This window comes from Aerococcus viridans (assembly GCF_002871935.1).
In the GTDB taxonomy this organism is placed as follows: domain Bacteria; phylum Bacillota; class Bacilli; order Lactobacillales; family Aerococcaceae; genus Aerococcus; species Aerococcus viridans_B.
This window is the reverse complement of record NZ_PNHQ01000003.1, coordinates 61338-79043: the sequence shown is the minus strand read 5'-3', so window position 1 is coordinate 79043 and position 17706 is coordinate 61338. Positions and strand designations below refer to the sequence as shown.

At 30.2% G+C, this 17706-nt stretch carries 16 protein-coding genes; 13 read left to right on the top strand and 3 right to left on the bottom strand.

Annotation, left to right across the window (positions count from 1 at the left end; all coding sequences use genetic code 11):
• Positions 1-5: 5 nt before the first annotated feature.
• The 9 genes from CJ191_RS01975 to CJ191_RS01935 are packed head-to-tail and all read left to right on the top strand — an operon-like array spanning position 6 to position 9560.
• Positions 6-647, top strand: coding sequence for a sugar transferase (locus CJ191_RS01975; RefSeq protein ID WP_102198827.1), 642 nt, complete (start codon positions 6-8; stop codon positions 645-647).
• Complete coding sequence (locus tag CJ191_RS01970) at positions 644-1480, top strand: NAD-dependent epimerase/dehydratase family protein (RefSeq protein WP_102198826.1); 837 nt, start codon at positions 644-646, stop codon at positions 1478-1480. Before CJ191_RS01975 ends, CJ191_RS01970 begins: the two co-directional genes overlap by 4 nt.
• A 9-nt stretch (positions 1481-1489) precedes the next feature.
• Entirely contained in the window at positions 1490-2641 is a 1152-nt protein-coding gene (locus tag CJ191_RS01965; RefSeq protein ID WP_102198825.1) for a glycosyltransferase family 4 protein, read from the top strand.
• Positions 2619-3551 carry an ATP-grasp fold amidoligase family protein gene (locus CJ191_RS01960; RefSeq protein WP_102198824.1) on the top strand — a complete coding sequence of 311 codons (933 nt, stop codon included), beginning with the start codon at positions 2619-2621 and terminating at the stop codon, positions 3549-3551. The genes CJ191_RS01965 and CJ191_RS01960 overlap by 23 nt, the downstream gene beginning before the upstream one ends.
• Before the next feature lie 25 nt (positions 3552-3576).
• The gene (locus CJ191_RS01955) at positions 3577-5079 is read left to right on the top strand and encodes a polysaccharide biosynthesis C-terminal domain-containing protein (protein WP_102198823.1); all 1503 of its coding nucleotides are present in this window, start codon (positions 3577-3579) and stop codon (positions 5077-5079) included.
• A gap of 43 nt (positions 5080-5122) precedes the next feature.
• Positions 5123-6139 (top strand): glycosyltransferase, encoded by a 1017-nt coding sequence (locus tag CJ191_RS01950; protein ID WP_102198822.1) that lies wholly within the window; start codon positions 5123-5125, stop codon positions 6137-6139.
• Positions 6140-6156: 17 nt separating this feature from the next.
• Positions 6157-7281, top strand: a complete 1125-nt coding sequence (locus CJ191_RS01945) for a glycosyltransferase (protein WP_102198821.1) — start codon at positions 6157-6159, stop codon at positions 7279-7281.
• A gap of 17 nt (positions 7282-7298) precedes the next feature.
• Positions 7299-8522, top strand: coding sequence for a hypothetical protein (locus tag CJ191_RS01940; protein ID WP_102198820.1), 1224 nt, complete (start codon positions 7299-7301; stop codon positions 8520-8522).
• 18 nt (positions 8523-8540) lie between these two features.
• Positions 8541-9560 carry a glycosyltransferase family 2 protein gene (locus CJ191_RS01935; RefSeq protein WP_102198819.1) on the top strand — a complete coding sequence of 340 codons (1020 nt, stop codon included), beginning with the start codon at positions 8541-8543 and terminating at the stop codon, positions 9558-9560.
• A gap of 480 nt (positions 9561-10040) precedes the next feature.
• Here CJ191_RS01935 and CJ191_RS01930 read toward each other — a convergent pair whose 3' ends face one another.
• Together CJ191_RS01930 and CJ191_RS01925 are read right to left on the bottom strand one after the other, a co-directional pair.
• On the bottom strand, positions 10041-11366 hold the full coding sequence (locus CJ191_RS01930) for an ISL3 family transposase (RefSeq protein ID WP_102198818.1): 1326 nt from the start codon (positions 11364-11366) through the stop codon (positions 10041-10043).
• 173 nt (positions 11367-11539) lie between these two features.
• Positions 11540-12595, bottom strand: coding sequence for an Ig-like domain-containing protein (locus tag CJ191_RS01925; RefSeq protein WP_102198817.1), 1056 nt, complete (start codon positions 12593-12595; stop codon positions 11540-11542).
• Positions 12596-12622: 27 nt separating this feature from the next.
• Here CJ191_RS01925 and CJ191_RS01920 point away from each other — a divergent pair, with 27 nt between their 5' ends.
• From CJ191_RS01920 to CJ191_RS01905, 4 genes are all read left to right on the top strand, one after another.
• Entirely contained in the window at positions 12623-12922 is a 300-nt protein-coding gene (locus CJ191_RS01920; RefSeq protein WP_102198816.1) for a WxL protein host-binding domain-containing protein, read from the top strand.
• A 420-nt stretch (positions 12923-13342) separates the two neighbouring features.
• Positions 13343-14662: a reverse transcriptase domain-containing protein gene (locus CJ191_RS01915; protein WP_219721549.1), complete on the top strand. Its 1320-nt coding sequence runs from the start codon at positions 13343-13345 to the stop codon at positions 14660-14662.
• A gap of 969 nt (positions 14663-15631) precedes the next feature.
• Complete coding sequence (locus tag CJ191_RS01910) at positions 15632-16159, top strand: hypothetical protein (RefSeq protein WP_102198814.1); 528 nt, start codon at positions 15632-15634, stop codon at positions 16157-16159.
• Positions 16160-16237: 78 nt separating this feature from the next.
• Complete coding sequence (locus CJ191_RS01905; RefSeq protein WP_102198813.1) at positions 16238-16819, top strand: YdcF family protein; 582 nt, start codon at positions 16238-16240, stop codon at positions 16817-16819.
• Between the two features lie 38 nt (positions 16820-16857).
• On the opposite strand, the gene CJ191_RS01900 is transcribed toward CJ191_RS01905, so the two are convergent.
• Positions 16858-17574, bottom strand: coding sequence for a GntR family transcriptional regulator (locus tag CJ191_RS01900; RefSeq protein WP_102198812.1), 717 nt, complete (start codon positions 17572-17574; stop codon positions 16858-16860).
• Positions 17575-17706 lie beyond the last annotated feature (132 nt).

Sequence of the window (17706 nt, the reverse complement as noted above, 5' to 3'; positions counted from 1 at the left end):
AATTTATGTATAAATATTTAAAAAGACCACTAGATTTTTTAATAGCCTTAATAGCTTTAATATTATTGAGCCCTCTTTTCTTATTGATTGCAATATGGATAAAAATAAATTCTAAAGGTCCAGTCTTTTTCCGACAAAAAAGAGTAGGTAAAAATAAAGAATTATTTGGAATCTACAAGTTTAGATCGATGAGAACTGATACGCCAGCGGATATGCCTACTCATCTATTAAATGACCCGGAAGCATTTATTACTAGTTCAGGAAGATTTTTAAGAAAAACTAGTTTAGATGAATTACCACAGTTAATTAACATTGTAAAAGGGGAAATGGCCATCATTGGTCCAAGACCTGCTTTATGGAATCAATATGACCTAATAGAAGAACGAGACAAATATAAAGCAAATGATATTCGTCCTGGATTAACGGGATGGGCACAAATCAATGGGCGAGACGAATTAGAAATACCTGTAAAAGCAAAACTTGATGGAGATTATGTAGAAAAAATGAATCTTATATTTGATATTAAATGCTTCATTGGAACTATTTTTAGTGTGCTTAAATCAGATGGTGTAGTTGAAGGTGGTACTGGTGTCATCGAAGAAGCTAGAAAAGAAATTGTGGAGGAAGAACCGAGGAGAAAAGCATGAAAAGTGTATTAGTGACAGGAGAAAATTCATATATAGGGAATTCCTTTGAACAATGGGTAAAGCTGAATCATCCAGAGATTAAAGTATCTAAAGTATCTTTAAAAGATGATAACTGGAAAAATCAGAGTTGGAAATCTTTTGATAGCATTTTGCATGTAGCAGGAATCGCTCATAATTCTTCAAGAAAAGATATGGAAAATCTTTATTATTCGGTTAATCGTGATCTAACTATTAAAGTAGCTGAAAAAGCAGAAAATGATGGCGTAAAGCAATTTGTAAATTTAAGTTCTATGATTGTTTATGGTTCAAATGTGAGTAAAATTACAAATGAAACTAAACCTAATCCAGATAATTTTTATGGTGATAGCAAATTGCAAGCAGATCATTATTTGGAAAAACTTGATTCATCGACATTTAAAGTCGCTATTATTCGTCCACCAATGGTGTATGGCCCCAAATCTAAAGGCAATTATCCATTATTGGCTAAATTAGCAAAAGTTACTCCTATATTTCCTAAATACAAAAATATTAGAAGTATGATTTTTATAAATAATTTAACGGAATTAATTAGTTTGATTATCAAAAATCAATCTAATGGCTTCTTCTTCCCACAAAATAAAGAGTACGTGGTAACGAGTAATTTGGTGAAAGTTATTTCAAAGGATACATATTTAACTAAGTTATTCAACCCGTTAATAAAATTAACAATAAATTTTAAGATAACAAAAAAAATATTTGGAAATTTATATTATGATAAAAATATGAGCAAACACTTCAATGCAAGTTATCAACTCTTTGATTTGGAAAAATCTGTAAAATTGACAGAAAGATAGGTGTTTAATTTGAAAAGGGCATTGATTATTACTTCAGTTGCTTCAATGATTTATCAATTTAATAAAGAAAACATAAAAATATTAATTGAGTTAGGCTATGATGTAGTGGTTGCTACAAATTTTTTAGAACCAGGAAACCTATCAAGTGAAGATGTAAATAATTTAATTGCATGGTTAGAAGATAATAATGTAGGGATTGAACAATTAGATTTTCAAAGATCTCCATTCGGGAAAAAAAATTTAACAACATATAGAAAAATAAAAAAACTTATAAACAAGAATCAGTTTAATCTAATTCATTGTCAATCGCCTATTGGGGGAGTATTAACAAGAATTGCAGCTAGAAAATTAAGAAAGAACGGTACTAAAATAATATATACTGCTCACGGTTTTCATTTTTTTGAAGGAGCACCGAAAAAGAATTGGATGATATATTTTCCAATTGAAAAATTTTTATCAAGATGGACCGACATTTTGATTACTATTAATAAGGAAGATTTTAGTCGGGCGAAACAGTATTTTATTCACCCAATAGTGAAGTATATTCCTGGTGTGGGATTAGATACTTCCAAATTTAAATCGGAAGAAATCAACGTTAATACTAGTTCTAAAATTAATTTAATTTCAATTGGTGAATTAAATGAAAATAAAAACCATGAAATAGTAATTAGAGCACTAAAAAAAATTAATGATCCTAATATTCAATATTCAATTATTGGATTAGGTGAAAAGAAATATGAATTACTTAACCTAGTAACTAAACTAAACCTACAAAATACCGTATTTCTTTTAGGATACAAGCACAATGTAAGGGACTATTTGATTCAATCGGATGCCTTTGTTTTTCCGTCATTGCGAGAGGGGTTAGGAATGGCAGCTTTAGAAGCCATGGCATCGGGTACACCGATTCTTACATCTAAAATACATGGTATAAACGATTACTCGGAGGATGGAAGAACAGGTTTTACTTTTGATCCAAGTGATATTGACTCGGTTGCAAGAGCAATTATAAATTTTACCAGACTAAGTAATAGTGAAGTAGAAGCAATGAAAAGGTTTAATATAAGAAAAGCCGAAGAATTCGATAAAAGTGTTGTCAACAAAAAAATGTTTGAAATATATAAATTAGGAGAAAACAATGGATTTACGGAAAAAAATTAGTAAAAACATTTATTTGTATAAGTTTTATCATAAATTAATTAAAATAGATGATCAATTAAAAAAAAATAAATATACAAGATACACTGATGATAAACGTAAGGAACTACTTTCTAAAGAATATGAAACAAAAACTGGTCAAAGTTTAGACTGGGATAATCTACAAACTTATACAGAGAAACTGCAATGGTCTAAATTATTTGATAGAGATCCTCTGAAAACAAAACTTACAGATAAGTACTTGGTACGAGAATGGATAACAAAAAAAATTGGTGAACAATATTTAATCCCATTGCTCGGTGTGTGGGATTCTTTTGAAAGTATTAATTTTGAAGAATTACCAAATAGTTTTGTATTAAAAACAAATAACGCTTCAGGTACAAACATCATAGTTAAGGAAAAAAAATATATGGATGTACAAATAGCAAATATTTTATTTGATAGATGGTTAGCCAGAGATTATTCAACTGTTGGTGGCTTCCAAATGCAATATCAAAATATTAATCCCAAAATTATTGCAGAAAAATATATAGTTGATAGTGAGAATCAATTAAATGATTATAAGTTTCTATGTTTTAATGGAAAAGTTTACTATTGCTGGGTAGATTTTGATAGATTTTCTGTCCATAAAAGAAATATTTACGATTTGGATTGGAATTTACAAAACTGGAACCAACATAATTATGGAAATTCATTTGAAAATATTTCAAAACCAGATAATTTTGAAGAAATGGTCAAGATAGCGGGTATCTTATGTAAAGGTTTTTCTCACGTACGTGTAGATTTATATAACGTTGATGGAAAAATCTATTTTGGGGAAATGACGTTTACAAGTGGAAATGGTTTTGAACTAATCAATCCTCATAGCATGAATGTTGAATTAGGTAAGCTATGGAAGCTACCTATTTTGTAATTATGTAGAAAGAAGACCTGATAATATGGAAAGAACTCAAAAATTAAAACTAAATACTTATAGTTCCCTTCTATCAAAAATTTGCATTATGCTTAGTGGTTTAATACTACCAAGACTGATTTTAAGCCAATATGGTTCCCAAGTAAACGGATTAGTAAACTCAATAACTCAATTTTTAAGTGTTATTACATTTTTGGATTTAGGTGTAGGGTCCGTCGTTCAGGCAGCTTTGTATAAACCATTAGCTGAACAGAATAAAGTACAAATTAATAAAATTATAACTTTTGCAAAAAAATATTTTAAGAATATAGCTCTAATTCTGGTTTTCTACATATTGTTGTTAATGATAGTCTATCCTAGGATTATTGATAATAACAATTTGGATAATATAGGGACAATTTTACTAATTATTGCTATATCTATTAATCAATTTGGCCAATATTATTTTGGCATTGTTAATGAATTATTATTAAATGCCAATCAAAATGCATATATTCAATTAAATACAGAAATTGTAGTTATTATTTTGAATCTTATTGCTAGTATTGTTTTAATTTTAAATGGTGCTGAAATCTATACTGTTAAATTTATTAGTGGATTGATATTTTTAATTAGACCGTTATATCTAAGTTACTATGTGAATAAAAATTTTTCGATTGAATACTATAAAAATTTAAAGGAAGATCCTCTACCTCAAAAATGGAATGGCGTGGGACAACATATTGCTTATTCTATACAGAATAGTACAGATATTGTAGTTCTTACTCTTTTTTCAACATTAGAAAGTATTTCTGTCTATGGTGTTTATAACATGATTGTAAGTGCAATTAAGTTAATTATCCAATCATTTACCATAGGATTACAATCTTTTTTTGGCAGCTTATTAGCCGAAGAAAAATATGGAATGTTGAACGAGTCTTTTTTTAAAATTGAGTGGGGAATTCATAATTTAGCAGTTTTCCTTTATAGTATGTGTGCAATTTTGATTACAGATTTCGTTTTAATATATACTACTGGTGTTTACGATGTTAATTATAATGTTCCAGATTTTGCATTGCTCTTGTTGCTAGGTGGTTTGGTATATTCTATACGAATGCCTTATCAAGCAATAGTATTTGCTGCAGGGCATTTCCGGGAGACACAGATCAGTTCTATTATAGAGGCAGCTTTAAATATATTTTTATCAATAGTTTTAGTAAACTACCTAGGATTGGTTGGAGTTGCTATTGGATCTTTTGTTGCGATGCTATATAGAACGGTATACTTATCTAATTATTTGTCAAAAAATATTTTAAATCGAAAAAGAATTTTTTTCTGGAAACAAGTATTGGTAGATGTATTTAGTATAGCTTTAATAATAATTCCAGGTATATATGTAGTTAATATTTACCAAATCAAGAACTTTTCAGAATGGATTATCGCAGGTGGTATATTTAGTATTTATTCACTAATTGTTCTAATTATAATAAATGCACTATTTTATAACTCTCTGCTTAGAAATATATTTATACCCCTAATAAAAAAATGAATATAATGAAGAATTACCAAAAGTCAATTAATGAGAGGTAAACATGGAAAAAGTTAGTATTATTATGCCTGCATATAATTCAAATAAAACAATACAGAGAGCGATAGATTCTGTTATAAATCAAACATATAAAAATATTGAATTAATAATTATAAATGATGGATCAATTGATAATACGAATGAAATAATTAATAAAAATTGTTTAGAAGATAGTCGAATCAAAAAATTTGAAATTCAAAACTCAGGGTCGGCAGTTGCACGAAATATTGGTTTAGATAATGCTAGTGGAGACTACATAGGTTTTGTAGATTCGGACGATGAAATTGAAATTGATATGATAGAAAAATTGATATCGATAGCTACAGAGTTTAATACGGATATTGTCAGTTGTAGTTTTAAATGGGTATATCCCAAAAATACAATACCAGAAAAAACTTTGTTACGAAGTGGATATTTTTCAAAACAAAATTTGATAGAGGAAATTTATCCATATATTTTTTCAACAGAATCCTTTGAAGATTACATTCCTAAAACGATGTGGACAAAGTTATTTAAAAAAGAATTAATTATGGATAACGAGATACGATTTGTACCCGAACTAAAAATGAGTCAAGATATAATTTTTAGTATCACTGCTTTCTTGAACAGTAATAGTTTTTACTATTTACCTAGTGAAAAATTATATAATTACATAATGAATGTTAACTCCAGAACGAATACTTATTTGAAAAATGGTTGGTCAATTTTGAAATCAAATTATTATCAATTAGAGAATTTAAGTAAAGCATTTCCAAAAATATATGGCTTAGAAAAACAACTTCCATACGCATTATTGAGAAATGTTATGACTGCAATTGCTAATGAGGGGAGGAACAAAAATGCTAATTTAAAAATTATTGGACAGAATATTCATGAAATAGTAAACGATGATGAAGTACAGCAAAGTCTACAATATGTAGAAATAAAAAACATACATTATATAAGGTTGGTAATTTTATATCTTATTAAATGGAAACAAACAAAGTTGCTTACTTTATTAACATCATTTTATAAAAAATAGAATGGGAGGTGATTATTATGGAGACAAAAGTACTAGTAATGGGTTTTAATGTAGGCATGGGTGGCGTTCAATCATATCTTATGAACTTAATAAGGTATATTGATAGAACAAAAATAAAATTTGATTATATAGTTCCAGGAGAAAATACTGTTTATGAAAATGAAATAAGTAGTCTAGGTGGAAAAGTTTATTATGTAACTCCTCAAAAAACAAATGTCTTCAAAAATTTATATGAAACTTTCCGGATTTTAAAAAATAATAAATCAAAATATGATATTATTTATTTTAACCACAGTTTACTTTATTTTATATTTCCCTTTATATTTGCTTACTTATTAGGTTATAAAAAAATTTTGTCGCACGCACACAGTGCCGGGCCTTCAAATCCCCCTCAAAATTTACGGTATGGATTACATAACTTTAATAAAAGAATCATTGTTAAATATTCAGATTATTTATTAACTTGTTCAAATGAAGCTACTAGATGGGTTTTTGGTGATTCGAAAAAATTTGATAAAAAAGTTCAGCTAATACCAAATGGCATAAATGTTGAAAAGTTTCGGTTTAAAATTGATACAAGAAGTCAATATAGAAATTATTATAACATAGACAAGGAAACTATTGTTTTAGGGACTGTTGGTAGATTATCTGAAGAAAAAAATCATAAGTTTTTAATTGAAATTTTTGAAAAATTTCTTTTATTAAACCCAGACTCTAAGTTATTTATAGTTGGTGATGGGCCAGAAAAAGATAGACTATTTGAGATAATTAGTGAGAAAAAGTTAACAGAATCAGTAAAGTTATTTGGTTCTCGGTCTGACATTTCAGAATTTCTTCATATGTTTGATGTTTTCATATTACCTTCACACTATGAAGGGTTAGGTATTTCATTAATAGAAGCGCAAGCAAGTGGGTTATTGTGCTTCGCTTCAAAGGATAAAGTTCCAGAAAGTGTTAATTTGACAGGAAATGTTATATATTTGGATTTGGATTGTTTATCACCAAATGAATGGGCAAAAGAAATTGATCAGTCTTTGAAAAAATTTAATAGAACAGACAAATCAGAAGATATATATTCAGCAGGCTATGATATTGAGTCTGTAACCAATCAATTTGAAGAATATATACTAAAAATAGAGTAGTTAGAGAGGGCTTATCATTGTTTAAGAAAATACTATTATTTTTATACGGATTTTATATAATTTACCTGCCTAATTTGGTTTCTATATCACCAATCCTTAGTATAGCAATTGTTTCCTCTTTTTTATGTAGTATTAATATAATATTTTTAAATAGAAAATTATTCAGATGGTTAAGAGTAGTAAAAATTTTCCCTGTTTTTGCTATTTATTTGTTGTTAATTATATATATAGTTGTTTTAGGGTTATATAATAATACATTTACTTTTGATAACTTCACTAGTGAATTATTATTCATTATATATATCATCAATATAATATCTCTATTAATTTATTTTCGTAAAATCTATGGTGATAGTACTTCTTTATTTGATTACTTGATAAAAATCGGTCTAGTTCAGAGCATAATAATTTTTTTGATGTTAATTATTCCATCATTTAAAGATTTGGCCGTTTTATTGTATTCAGAAGGAGATGTCTTAGCAGAAAATTTAATGGCACTAACAGGTTATAGAATATATGGAATTGGTTCTGCTTATACTTTTACACTTCCATTAATTCAAGGTTTTTTATCTTTAATTGCTTTATTTAAATTTGACGAGACCTATGAATATAAATACATTTTTTATTCTATAGTTCTAATAATTAGCTCTGTTTTTAATGCTAGAACTTCTATATTTATATATATTTTAATTGTTGGACTTTACCTCTTACAATATTTGTTCAATAAAATAAATAAAAGAGTTTTATTTTTAATGATTTTTTTAATTGTAGTACTTCCACTCTTTATAGTTTCAATTTCTAATGTTCAGGGTGAGGCCATCAGTTGGATTGCGCGAGGATTTACTGAACTAACCTCGTTTATTTTTCAAGATAATGCAACGGGTAATGTTGCCGTATTAATACAAGATCATTTATTCTTTCCAGAAGGTTGGCTATTAATATTTGGTCTAGGATTTACGATCTCAGGACAAAGAGGTCGAAGCATGATTGGAAAATCTTCTGATATTGGTTACGTAAATCATATTTACAAAGGTGGAATTATCTATACCTTAACTATGTATATCTCTCATTTAGTTTATTTGTGGAAGGGTATTGACGGGAAATTTCAAAGAACTACTATATTGATATTTTTACTAATTGCAAATTATAAGGGAGAAATATTAGTTAATAATATGATTTTAGTTTTGAGTTATTTAATAGTATTTAATACTAGAACAAGAGGTTTAATTCAATCAAAGTAAGGAAGAAGTGGTCGTAGTATGATATCTGTTATTATGCCGGTTTATAATGTAGAAAAGTATTTAAAAAGATCCATTGAATCCGTTATTAACCAGACATATAAACATTGGGAATTGATTATTGTAAATGACGGTTCTACTGACAATTCATTAGATATTTGTCAATTATATGCTAACAAGGATAAAAGGGTTAAAGTGTTTAATCAGTCAAATTCTGGATCAGGTGTTGCAAGGCAAAATGGACTTAATCGTGCAATTGGCGATTATATTTGTTTCATTGATCCGGATGACTTTATTCATGAAAATGCATTCTATCATAATATTACAATTTTACTTGAGTATAGTCCTGATTTAGTAGTAAATGGATATTTCAAATATGCAAAACATAGTAAAGGTAGCCCCTTCGTTGAAAGACAAATGCATAAACTTGAGGGTATGTTCAATAAAGAAGAATTTATATCGAATTTTAACGAATTTGAATTTGTTAGTCCACGAGCATTATGGAACAAACTTTATAGAAGAGATTTTCTTATGAGGAATAATATTAAATTCTCCTCACAAAGAACAGGACAAGATGCAGTTTTTAATTATAATGTGTTGAAATATATAAATAATATATACATAGATAAAGACTCATTTTATTATTATGACATGAGCAGAGAAGGATCAGCTGTTAAGAAATATAATAAAAATAAATTTAAATATGAAATGAATATTGCAAAAGCATACCAAGAAATGTTTGATAGTTGGGGTGTATCAGATATTTATAGTAATAATATACTGTATACATATTGGTTAGCGGTTCAAAATGAGCTGATTAATATGACCACTTCTACTAGTCCACTTGCTTATAAAGATATTAAATTCAAATTGAAGAAAATATTAGAACATTCAGATATTTCGACAATGTTTCAAAATAGTAATATATCAGTGGTTAAAGGGAGTTTTGCAAAATTTTTGTATTTTATGTTAAAAAGAAATTATACTTCGATACCTATTTTGTTGATGATTATATATAATAAATATAAATTGAAGTATTAATTTAATTTGTTAATTTCTGTCAGTGGAACTTCACATGGGGCTCATCTTCGTATTTCACAAAAAACTGCTCAAGCTAAATATGGTAGCTTGGTCAGTCTGCTACACTTGGCTTGAGTAAACTTAAATAAGTGAAAGACTGTAATGTTAGCCTCTAGTTGCGAACATAGGGATACAGATAAGGATGTAACCCTATGTTTTTAATTCTTTTTTTTACGATATTAATACCATACCATAAGTAGCTATAGGATATAAGGGCTCTTCGTCAAATAGGACTGATGAGAAAATTTCGGTTCTGTGTCAAATAGTGTTGGTGACCAAAAATAAATAATCACCATTAAGATTTAAATAAAAATTTTAATAACAGAGGGTCATGTTTGTTTATAAGATAAGCATGACCTTTTTTCTCGCCCTTAGGCGAGAAAGTCGGATCAAGAGTTAGATAATTAATAATAAAATCTGATAAGAGTTATCGTCTAATATTTAAGCTGCGACTGGTTGGAAAGTCGCAGGTAGTGGATTAGATGGTTTAAAGATCAGTTTAAATTGTAATAGTATTCTAGCTCTGAAATTTCTAAAGCTTGCATAGCCATAGCCTGTACGTTTGATTAACTTAATCTTGTTATTCATACCTTCGGTAGGACCGTTAGAAACACGATAAATTAAAGCATTTTCGACATATGGTAAGAATCTTTCCATTGTATTAATCGTTTTTCTTACCTTTTTATTTAATCTGACTTTCTTTAATTCCTGTAAAGTGGCTAGTAAGTAACTGTAGTCTCTTGTTTCTATCGCAAATTTAAGGTCATTCATTACTTGATAAGCTTCTTGTAATTTCGGAGAAAGACTTAATAAATAATCTACCATACGTTGCTCAGTCGTCTGTTCATGGTATAGACGATGATAATAATAGTTTGAAAAATCGAGATGATCGGCATTTTTTAATATTAGTTTCCATTGATTTTTCAATTTTCGATAATCTGTAGGGCGACTGTTTTTGATTTCATTCATAACTTCAATCCGCATTGAGTTGATTGTATTATTTAGTAATTGTACGATATGAAAACGATCAATAACGATTTTTGCATTAGGGAAATAAGCCTTCACAACGCCTATATATGGAGAATATAGATCCATTGAAATCGTCTTTACTGCAGCTCGAGCTTCTATAGAATAACGATGGAAATACCGAATTAACGACTGCTGTTTTCGATCTTCTATAATGTCAATCAAACGTTTATTATGAGGATCTACAAGGATTGCACTCATCGCTCCTTCTACATCATCTACAGATTTAAATTCATCCAAGGAAAGATGTTCAGGTAGATAATTACCTTTAGGATTTAATGCACTAGCTGCTTTTAATGGGATTCTTGATACAGTATTTGAAGAGACGTGATACCGTTGTCCAATAAGCTTCATTGACTGTGTCTCTGTTAATTCCACCGCTATTTTATTTTTAGATAGTATAGAAATAGAATCGAATTTTTTAATGATTGATGATTGCGCAATGAAAGTAGCTTCGCAGTGTTTACACTTAAATCGTTGTTTTTTAAGTGTAAACTTAATAGGCTTTCCAGGACCATCAGGCAACCGCACACCTGTCTCTTTAAAACCATATTTAATGATGTCTTGAGTAGATTCATTTTTAACTCCACACATGTCACAAGCCTTAGGCTTGTAGGTAAGGATGCCCATAATTGGAATGTAAGCTAATCTATCTAAAGTTTCCTCATCAGGTAACTCACTAATCGTAATATTTTTATCGCTAATACCGCAAAGTTGTTTTATAATAGGTGAATAGGTCATGAATTTTCCTTCTTTCAAGTGTATTGTGATGATTTACTTTATTTTAGGATTTTATGGCCTTTTTGTATACCCAAAAATAGTGCTGGCGGAAATTCCTAAGAATTTCCCACCAACACCATTTAGCATGGAACGGCGCCTTCTTGTAGAACCACCATATTAAACTCATTGTTATTTTACGGTGCATCTGTGAGGGTCCATTTTATAGTAGTTGTATAGGGTTTGTAGTACTCAAAATTTTGTTCGATTGGATTTAATTGTAATAATAAACCACTATCTTTATTCCAGTTTATGAAAGTTTCGTTTGAACCATTTTTATCTTGTTGGTAGATTAGTACTTCTTCGGTTAAAGAAGCAGTTTTTCCATTTTCCTTAAATACTAGGCCGTTCTCAATAGTATTTCCGTTAGCTGTTGATAGTGCTGCTGTTTCCTTAGCGGTAAGTTTCCAAGATGCCTCCTTCGTATTGATAACTTTTATTTGCCAATTTGGATCTTCTCTTGGGATGGTCATTAATGTATCTTCTGTAGCTACTTGTTTGAATTTCAATTGGTCAGGCACGTTGAATGAAAGACGGTTCCCTTGAACAGTGACTATCATATCCTCACTTGTGTGCCCGTAATTATCAGATACCGTAACGATTATTTCTGAGCCAACTTTATATGGTGCAAACTTACCTAAATCGATATTAAATTTACCAGTTGCTTCATCAGCGGTCGTATGCCATTTGTTGTTGAAAGAATCAGATGCTGTTACGGTAAGACCTGGCTCTGCCGTTCCCCTTAAAGTCACATCAGTATCGGTTAATTTGTCTACTGTTGGTTGATCGATATCAGTAATATGGGATATGGTCATTTTTTTAAAGCTAGAAAGGCTATGTGCGGCTAAGAAAGACGTTAAATCTTGTCCATGGAAATGACTATTGTCTGAATGGGCACGCGAAGAGCTAGCATCCAAATCAATAGTATTTTTATTATCTTGTCCAAAACCTATACTAGCTTGATAAATTCTTGGAAAGCTGACTGTGTTACCAGCAGTATCTTCAAGTGCTAATTTATTGCCATTTGGAAAGAATTCTAGTGAGCCTTCCATCGAGATTAGGGAACCTGGCGTCCGTCTACGATTATTTTCAATATTTAAGCTAGTTCCCCCAGATAGCTTAATAGAAGATTGCTCACCGGATAAGTGAATAAGTGGTTGACCATCGGTAGTTCGAGCATCCCCAGCAATCACATTCAACTTAGCGCTAAATGAGCTAATATGGATAAAACTGATGAAGTGTTTAAAACGGCTTCAATTGAAAGTGGGCAATTTGTCCCTAACTCTACTATGGAATTTGTGATTGATTGGGAAAATCAATACTTAGAACTAGGCGATTATCGCTTAGAGTTGACCGCAAGTGATGGGAACCCAAAATGGACCTGGGACGAACCTTTCACAATTACCGATGAAGAAAGAAAAATCTCTGAGCATGTAGTTGAATTGAAAGAGAATACCTGGTTAACACCGCAATTATTTATCGATGTTGTAGTGGTATTATTGATCATCATTGTAGTATAATTATATCAAAATAGAAATAAATCATAATAAAGAAAAAGTTTATATTGAGAGAATAAAATACTTTTGTGAGACAGTTTTTATTTAAATAAAAACTATGTTATAATTGGTCGTCCGTAGTATTTTGGATTACGGGATATATAAGTTAACGATGTCAATCATTGTGTACTGCTGGATATTTAATACAATCTTCACGTCGAGGAGTACCTCCAAAGCGTTTAAGACTTGATTATTATACAGTAGGGTCAACAAAGTCATTATTGTACATCCTTTCTTATAGTAACATATTAAGTATGTCGCCATATTTTTATAGACATAATGTTGGTCGAAGTCTATATAACATACGACCGTCTGCAGGAAAGGGATGATTTCTAGGCTATGGCCCTAGTTCCTTTTCCTGCTGCTTTTTATAAGGAGAGTTCTGTGGAGAATAAATTTCCTTTTGATAGGAGTAAATATCGTCCAAAAAATTATATACATATTGATAAAAGTCTTGAATTTAAAAAGGTTGAAGGATATGTTTGTGATCCTGATAAGATTGCTAAACATAGTTTTTTGCCATTAATCCACTATATTATAGAGACACCTAAATATAAGGTAGATAAAATTAAGCAAAGACATATAAGATATGCGGGACATTTAGATTCATATATATATAAATATTATGCGGATCAACTGAATAGTTATTATAATCTATACTGTGAAATGAGTGATATTGATGAATGTTCTATAGCATATCGAAATAATAAAATAGGAAAGGCTAATGTAGATTTTGCTGCTGAGATCTTTAATTTAATTAAAAAACAGAGTAGTTCATATATAATAGTTGGAGATTTTAAAAGTTTTTTCGATACTTTAGATCATAAAATGATAAAAGTTAGGATGAAAGAAGTCTTAAACATTGATACTTTACCAAGTGATTGGTTTAATATATATAAGTCTATTATTAAGTATGGATCAATAAAAAAAGAAGTTTTAGAAGAACTTCCTCATGTTAAAAATGACTTCGGTAAAAAACAAAGTTATTTTTCTTCAGTTAATGAGTTTAGAAAAATAAAAAATAAAAAGAAGAATCTTCAGATGGAAGTTAATACTAATAGTTTTGGTATTCCTCAAGGAACTCCAATTAGTGCAGTGATTGCTAATGTATATTCTATAGGTTTTGATAAATCTATGAAAGAATTAGCGGATAATTATGAGGGGGTTTATAGAAGATATTCTGACGACTTTATATTAGTCATACCTTCAAAACAGGATTCTATTATAAATGTAAAAGAAATCTATAAGCAAATTGAGAAATACTCGATTTTAAATAAAATGAAATTAGAAGATAATAAAAGTAAAGTACTTAAATGTAATAATGGACAAGTAATTGATGCTAATACAAATGAATCGTCAAAAATTGACTATTTAGGTTTCATTTTTGATGGAAAAACTGTTAAGTTGAGAGATAAAAGTATTAGTAAATTTTATAAAAAAGCTAATAAATTAATAAGACATGCTAAAAAGATTCAGAAAAATAAAAATTTAAAAAAGTTACCATATAGACGTTCTATTTATAATTTATATACTGATATGGGTAAAAGTTCTAGACGTGGAAATTTCATTAGCTATGCAAAAAGAGCGCAAGAGGTGTTCGATAAAAGATCTCCTGAAACTGATAATCAAATTTTGAAACAAATCGAAAACAGAAAAAGAAATATTGAAAAAAGATTGGGATATAGAATTCATGTGAAATTATAATTCAAGTCGATTACAAAGTGTAGTCGGCTTTTTATTATGCATTTGAATTAGTAAATATGATGGGAATATCGCATAATGTTGGTGAATGTGATAATTATTAATAATATTTGTAGGTTATCTTTTTAAAATATTGAGTTGTTTTCTAGGGCCTTATCTTTAATCAAGAAATTGTGGATTACTTGTAGAAAATTTTTGATGCAAATCATATTTCTCCGTACTCCTGGTTAGAGCCTTGGTCGGATGAAGATTTTAAGGGTGGCAGCAAGAAATCATATATACTCAAAAATTTAGCTTGATCAGCTACTAACACCGTATGAGGCAACTTTTATACCTGATGACTTGCTTTTCTATTATTACATATTGGAAGTGATGGGACTAATTCGAGACGCTTCTTGAAAGAATGCCTAAAATGACTTTAATTTATTACTCAGATAAGAGTTATTGATTAATTCAAGATACCCTATGTATTTTTTAAACTGTACTCACCATATACACCATCATTCTACCAACAAAAACATCATTGTACTGAATAAATTACGTTTAGACAATATAAATGCATATTTGACAAATAATACTGTATAAATACGAAAAAGGCTATCTTTCTAAATATATTTAAGACTATAATGTAAGGGGTTACAAGGGCTGCATAGCCATAATAATAACAGTATGATTGCGAGTAAGTTATACCTATATCTTCGAAACTTGGGAAGTTTGTCTTAATATTTGCTTAGCTACTGATTTTGACCATAATTCCATTTCAAATATCCGTTTCATATACACGATTATGAAGAGAAAAAGTGCAAAGCGTATGTTATTGTTATGTTGTATTTTTAGACAGTTTAAATTTTTATGGGATGTCTTTAGAATTTTTATTGAAAGATAGCACATAATTGTGGGTTTTATTGATTGAAAGATCAATAACAGTTGGTGAGTGGCGTCTATATTTATAAGGGAATTTTGGTGGAGAGAATGAATAAAGTAGCAATTATCGGTGCAACGAATATGATAGGACGTCAGGCGGTAGAACAATTTTCTATGGCGGGGTATGAAGTGATCGCTGTACATGATGAAGATGTTGTGTTACCAGATTTACCTGGTGTGGAATATATATTTATTCAACCAGGGGATACAGCGATGATTGAAGATATCTTGGAGCAATCGCGGATAGTGATATTGCCGGTAATTACAAAAGTTTGTGATATTCAAAAACTTATCCATCATGAGGAACACTTATTCAATATTATTGATATCTGTGAAGACTTACCAATAGATGAATTTTGCTATGCAGTTGCGAGTGCTAAACATCCAGATGAAATTGATTTTGAAATGAAACAAGTACAAAAGCGGTTAAAAGTATATATTGAGGACGCTGATTTAAATCAACAGCCACTCGATATGTTTAAATATGAAGATCAATTTAGTGAAATCATCCAAAGAGACCTCGTATCACTTGCTAGAAAACATCATAATACGATCATGTTTGATTTTGGAAAATAATACTTTACTTTTCATCCGGTAATGCCCATGTGGTAAGATAAGACAAAAGGAAAATGCTTATCAAAATGGGGAATGCAGATGAAAGGAAATAATGTTGTGCGACTGTTGGGCTTTCTTGCTGGTATCAGCATTGCTATTGGATTAGTTTGTGTGATCACCATCAGTAACCTCATTGTTGATGAGGAACCGAAAGTATCAGATATTATCGTTGTACCAGAAGGGGCTAGTGAGCGGGCTGGTGAAGCAGTTGATTTGCTTAAAGCCGGTTATTCACGTTCAGGAAAAATTATCGTAAGTCCACTAACCCAGTCAAATTATGATTTTTACGTGGGAGCAGGTGCACCAAGTGATGCTTTAATTAACGAGGCAAATGCGACGTCCACTTATACCAACGCAAGAAATACCTTGAAGATGATGGAAGAAATGGGTTATGATTCAGCCATCATTACGTCATCTGACTACCATATGTTACGGACCAAAATGATTTATGAACGACAAAATCGCCACTATAACTTTGATTTAACTTATGTCGCGACCTATCATGATGTTGGTGGCGAGGAAGTGACTTGGTGGCAAGCCAACCGTCAAGCCGGCTTTAAAGAAATTAAGAAATTTTGGGGCTATATGTTCTTCTTATACCATTGGGTAGATGAAGAATAGTTAGCCGACAGCAAGTCATCCAGGTAGGGTGGCTTTTTTTAACGGCATAATTCTACATAAATGATACGACCTTTGTTATATAAGTGACGCGTTTGGGAATATTCAAAGGGGACGCCATTTTTAAGGAAAGCGACTTGTTCGATTTCTAGAATTGGTTTGCCTATTTCTGTTTGTAAGTACTGACTGTCAAAGGCATCGGCTTCATCTGCTGATATGATACGAAAAGATTTACCTAAATCAAGATTTAAAGTATCTTGGATATGCGTATAAATAGAATTTTTTAATATTTCTATTGTAATATTAGGAATCACTTTTACTGGCATGATCGTATATTCAATAATAAATGGCTGACCATTTAAGTTTCTCACACGGATGATATCGTATACTGCATCTGTTTCTTTGATGTGTAGTTTTTGCTGCTCATCTTCTACAGGTAGTCGTTGTTCAAAGGAAATTATGGTAGAGGTTAGTTGACCTTTACCACCATAGTTATAACTAGCACCAGAGGGGGTATTAATCATATGGTCAAAGAACTGATTCTCGGTATTTATTCGATTAATCTTTGTGCCGCCACCAAATTCGGTAGACACTAAGCCCTCTAGTTGCAAAATACCGATAGCACGCGAAATGGTTACCCTACTTGTATTGTATAAGTCTGCTAGGTTTGATTGCTTGGGTAATTTATCTGAGTCTTTATATCTTCCTATAAGTATTTGATCACGTAAATCATCAGCTATGCTTGTATATTTTGACATATGAATCACCTCAAATAAATTATAGAATCCGCTGACAACTTTGTAAACAGGTATGTTTACAAAGTTGATTAGACGTCTTTCTCCTATTGGAAATTTGTTTTAATATATATTTATAAATGTAAACGCTTACTA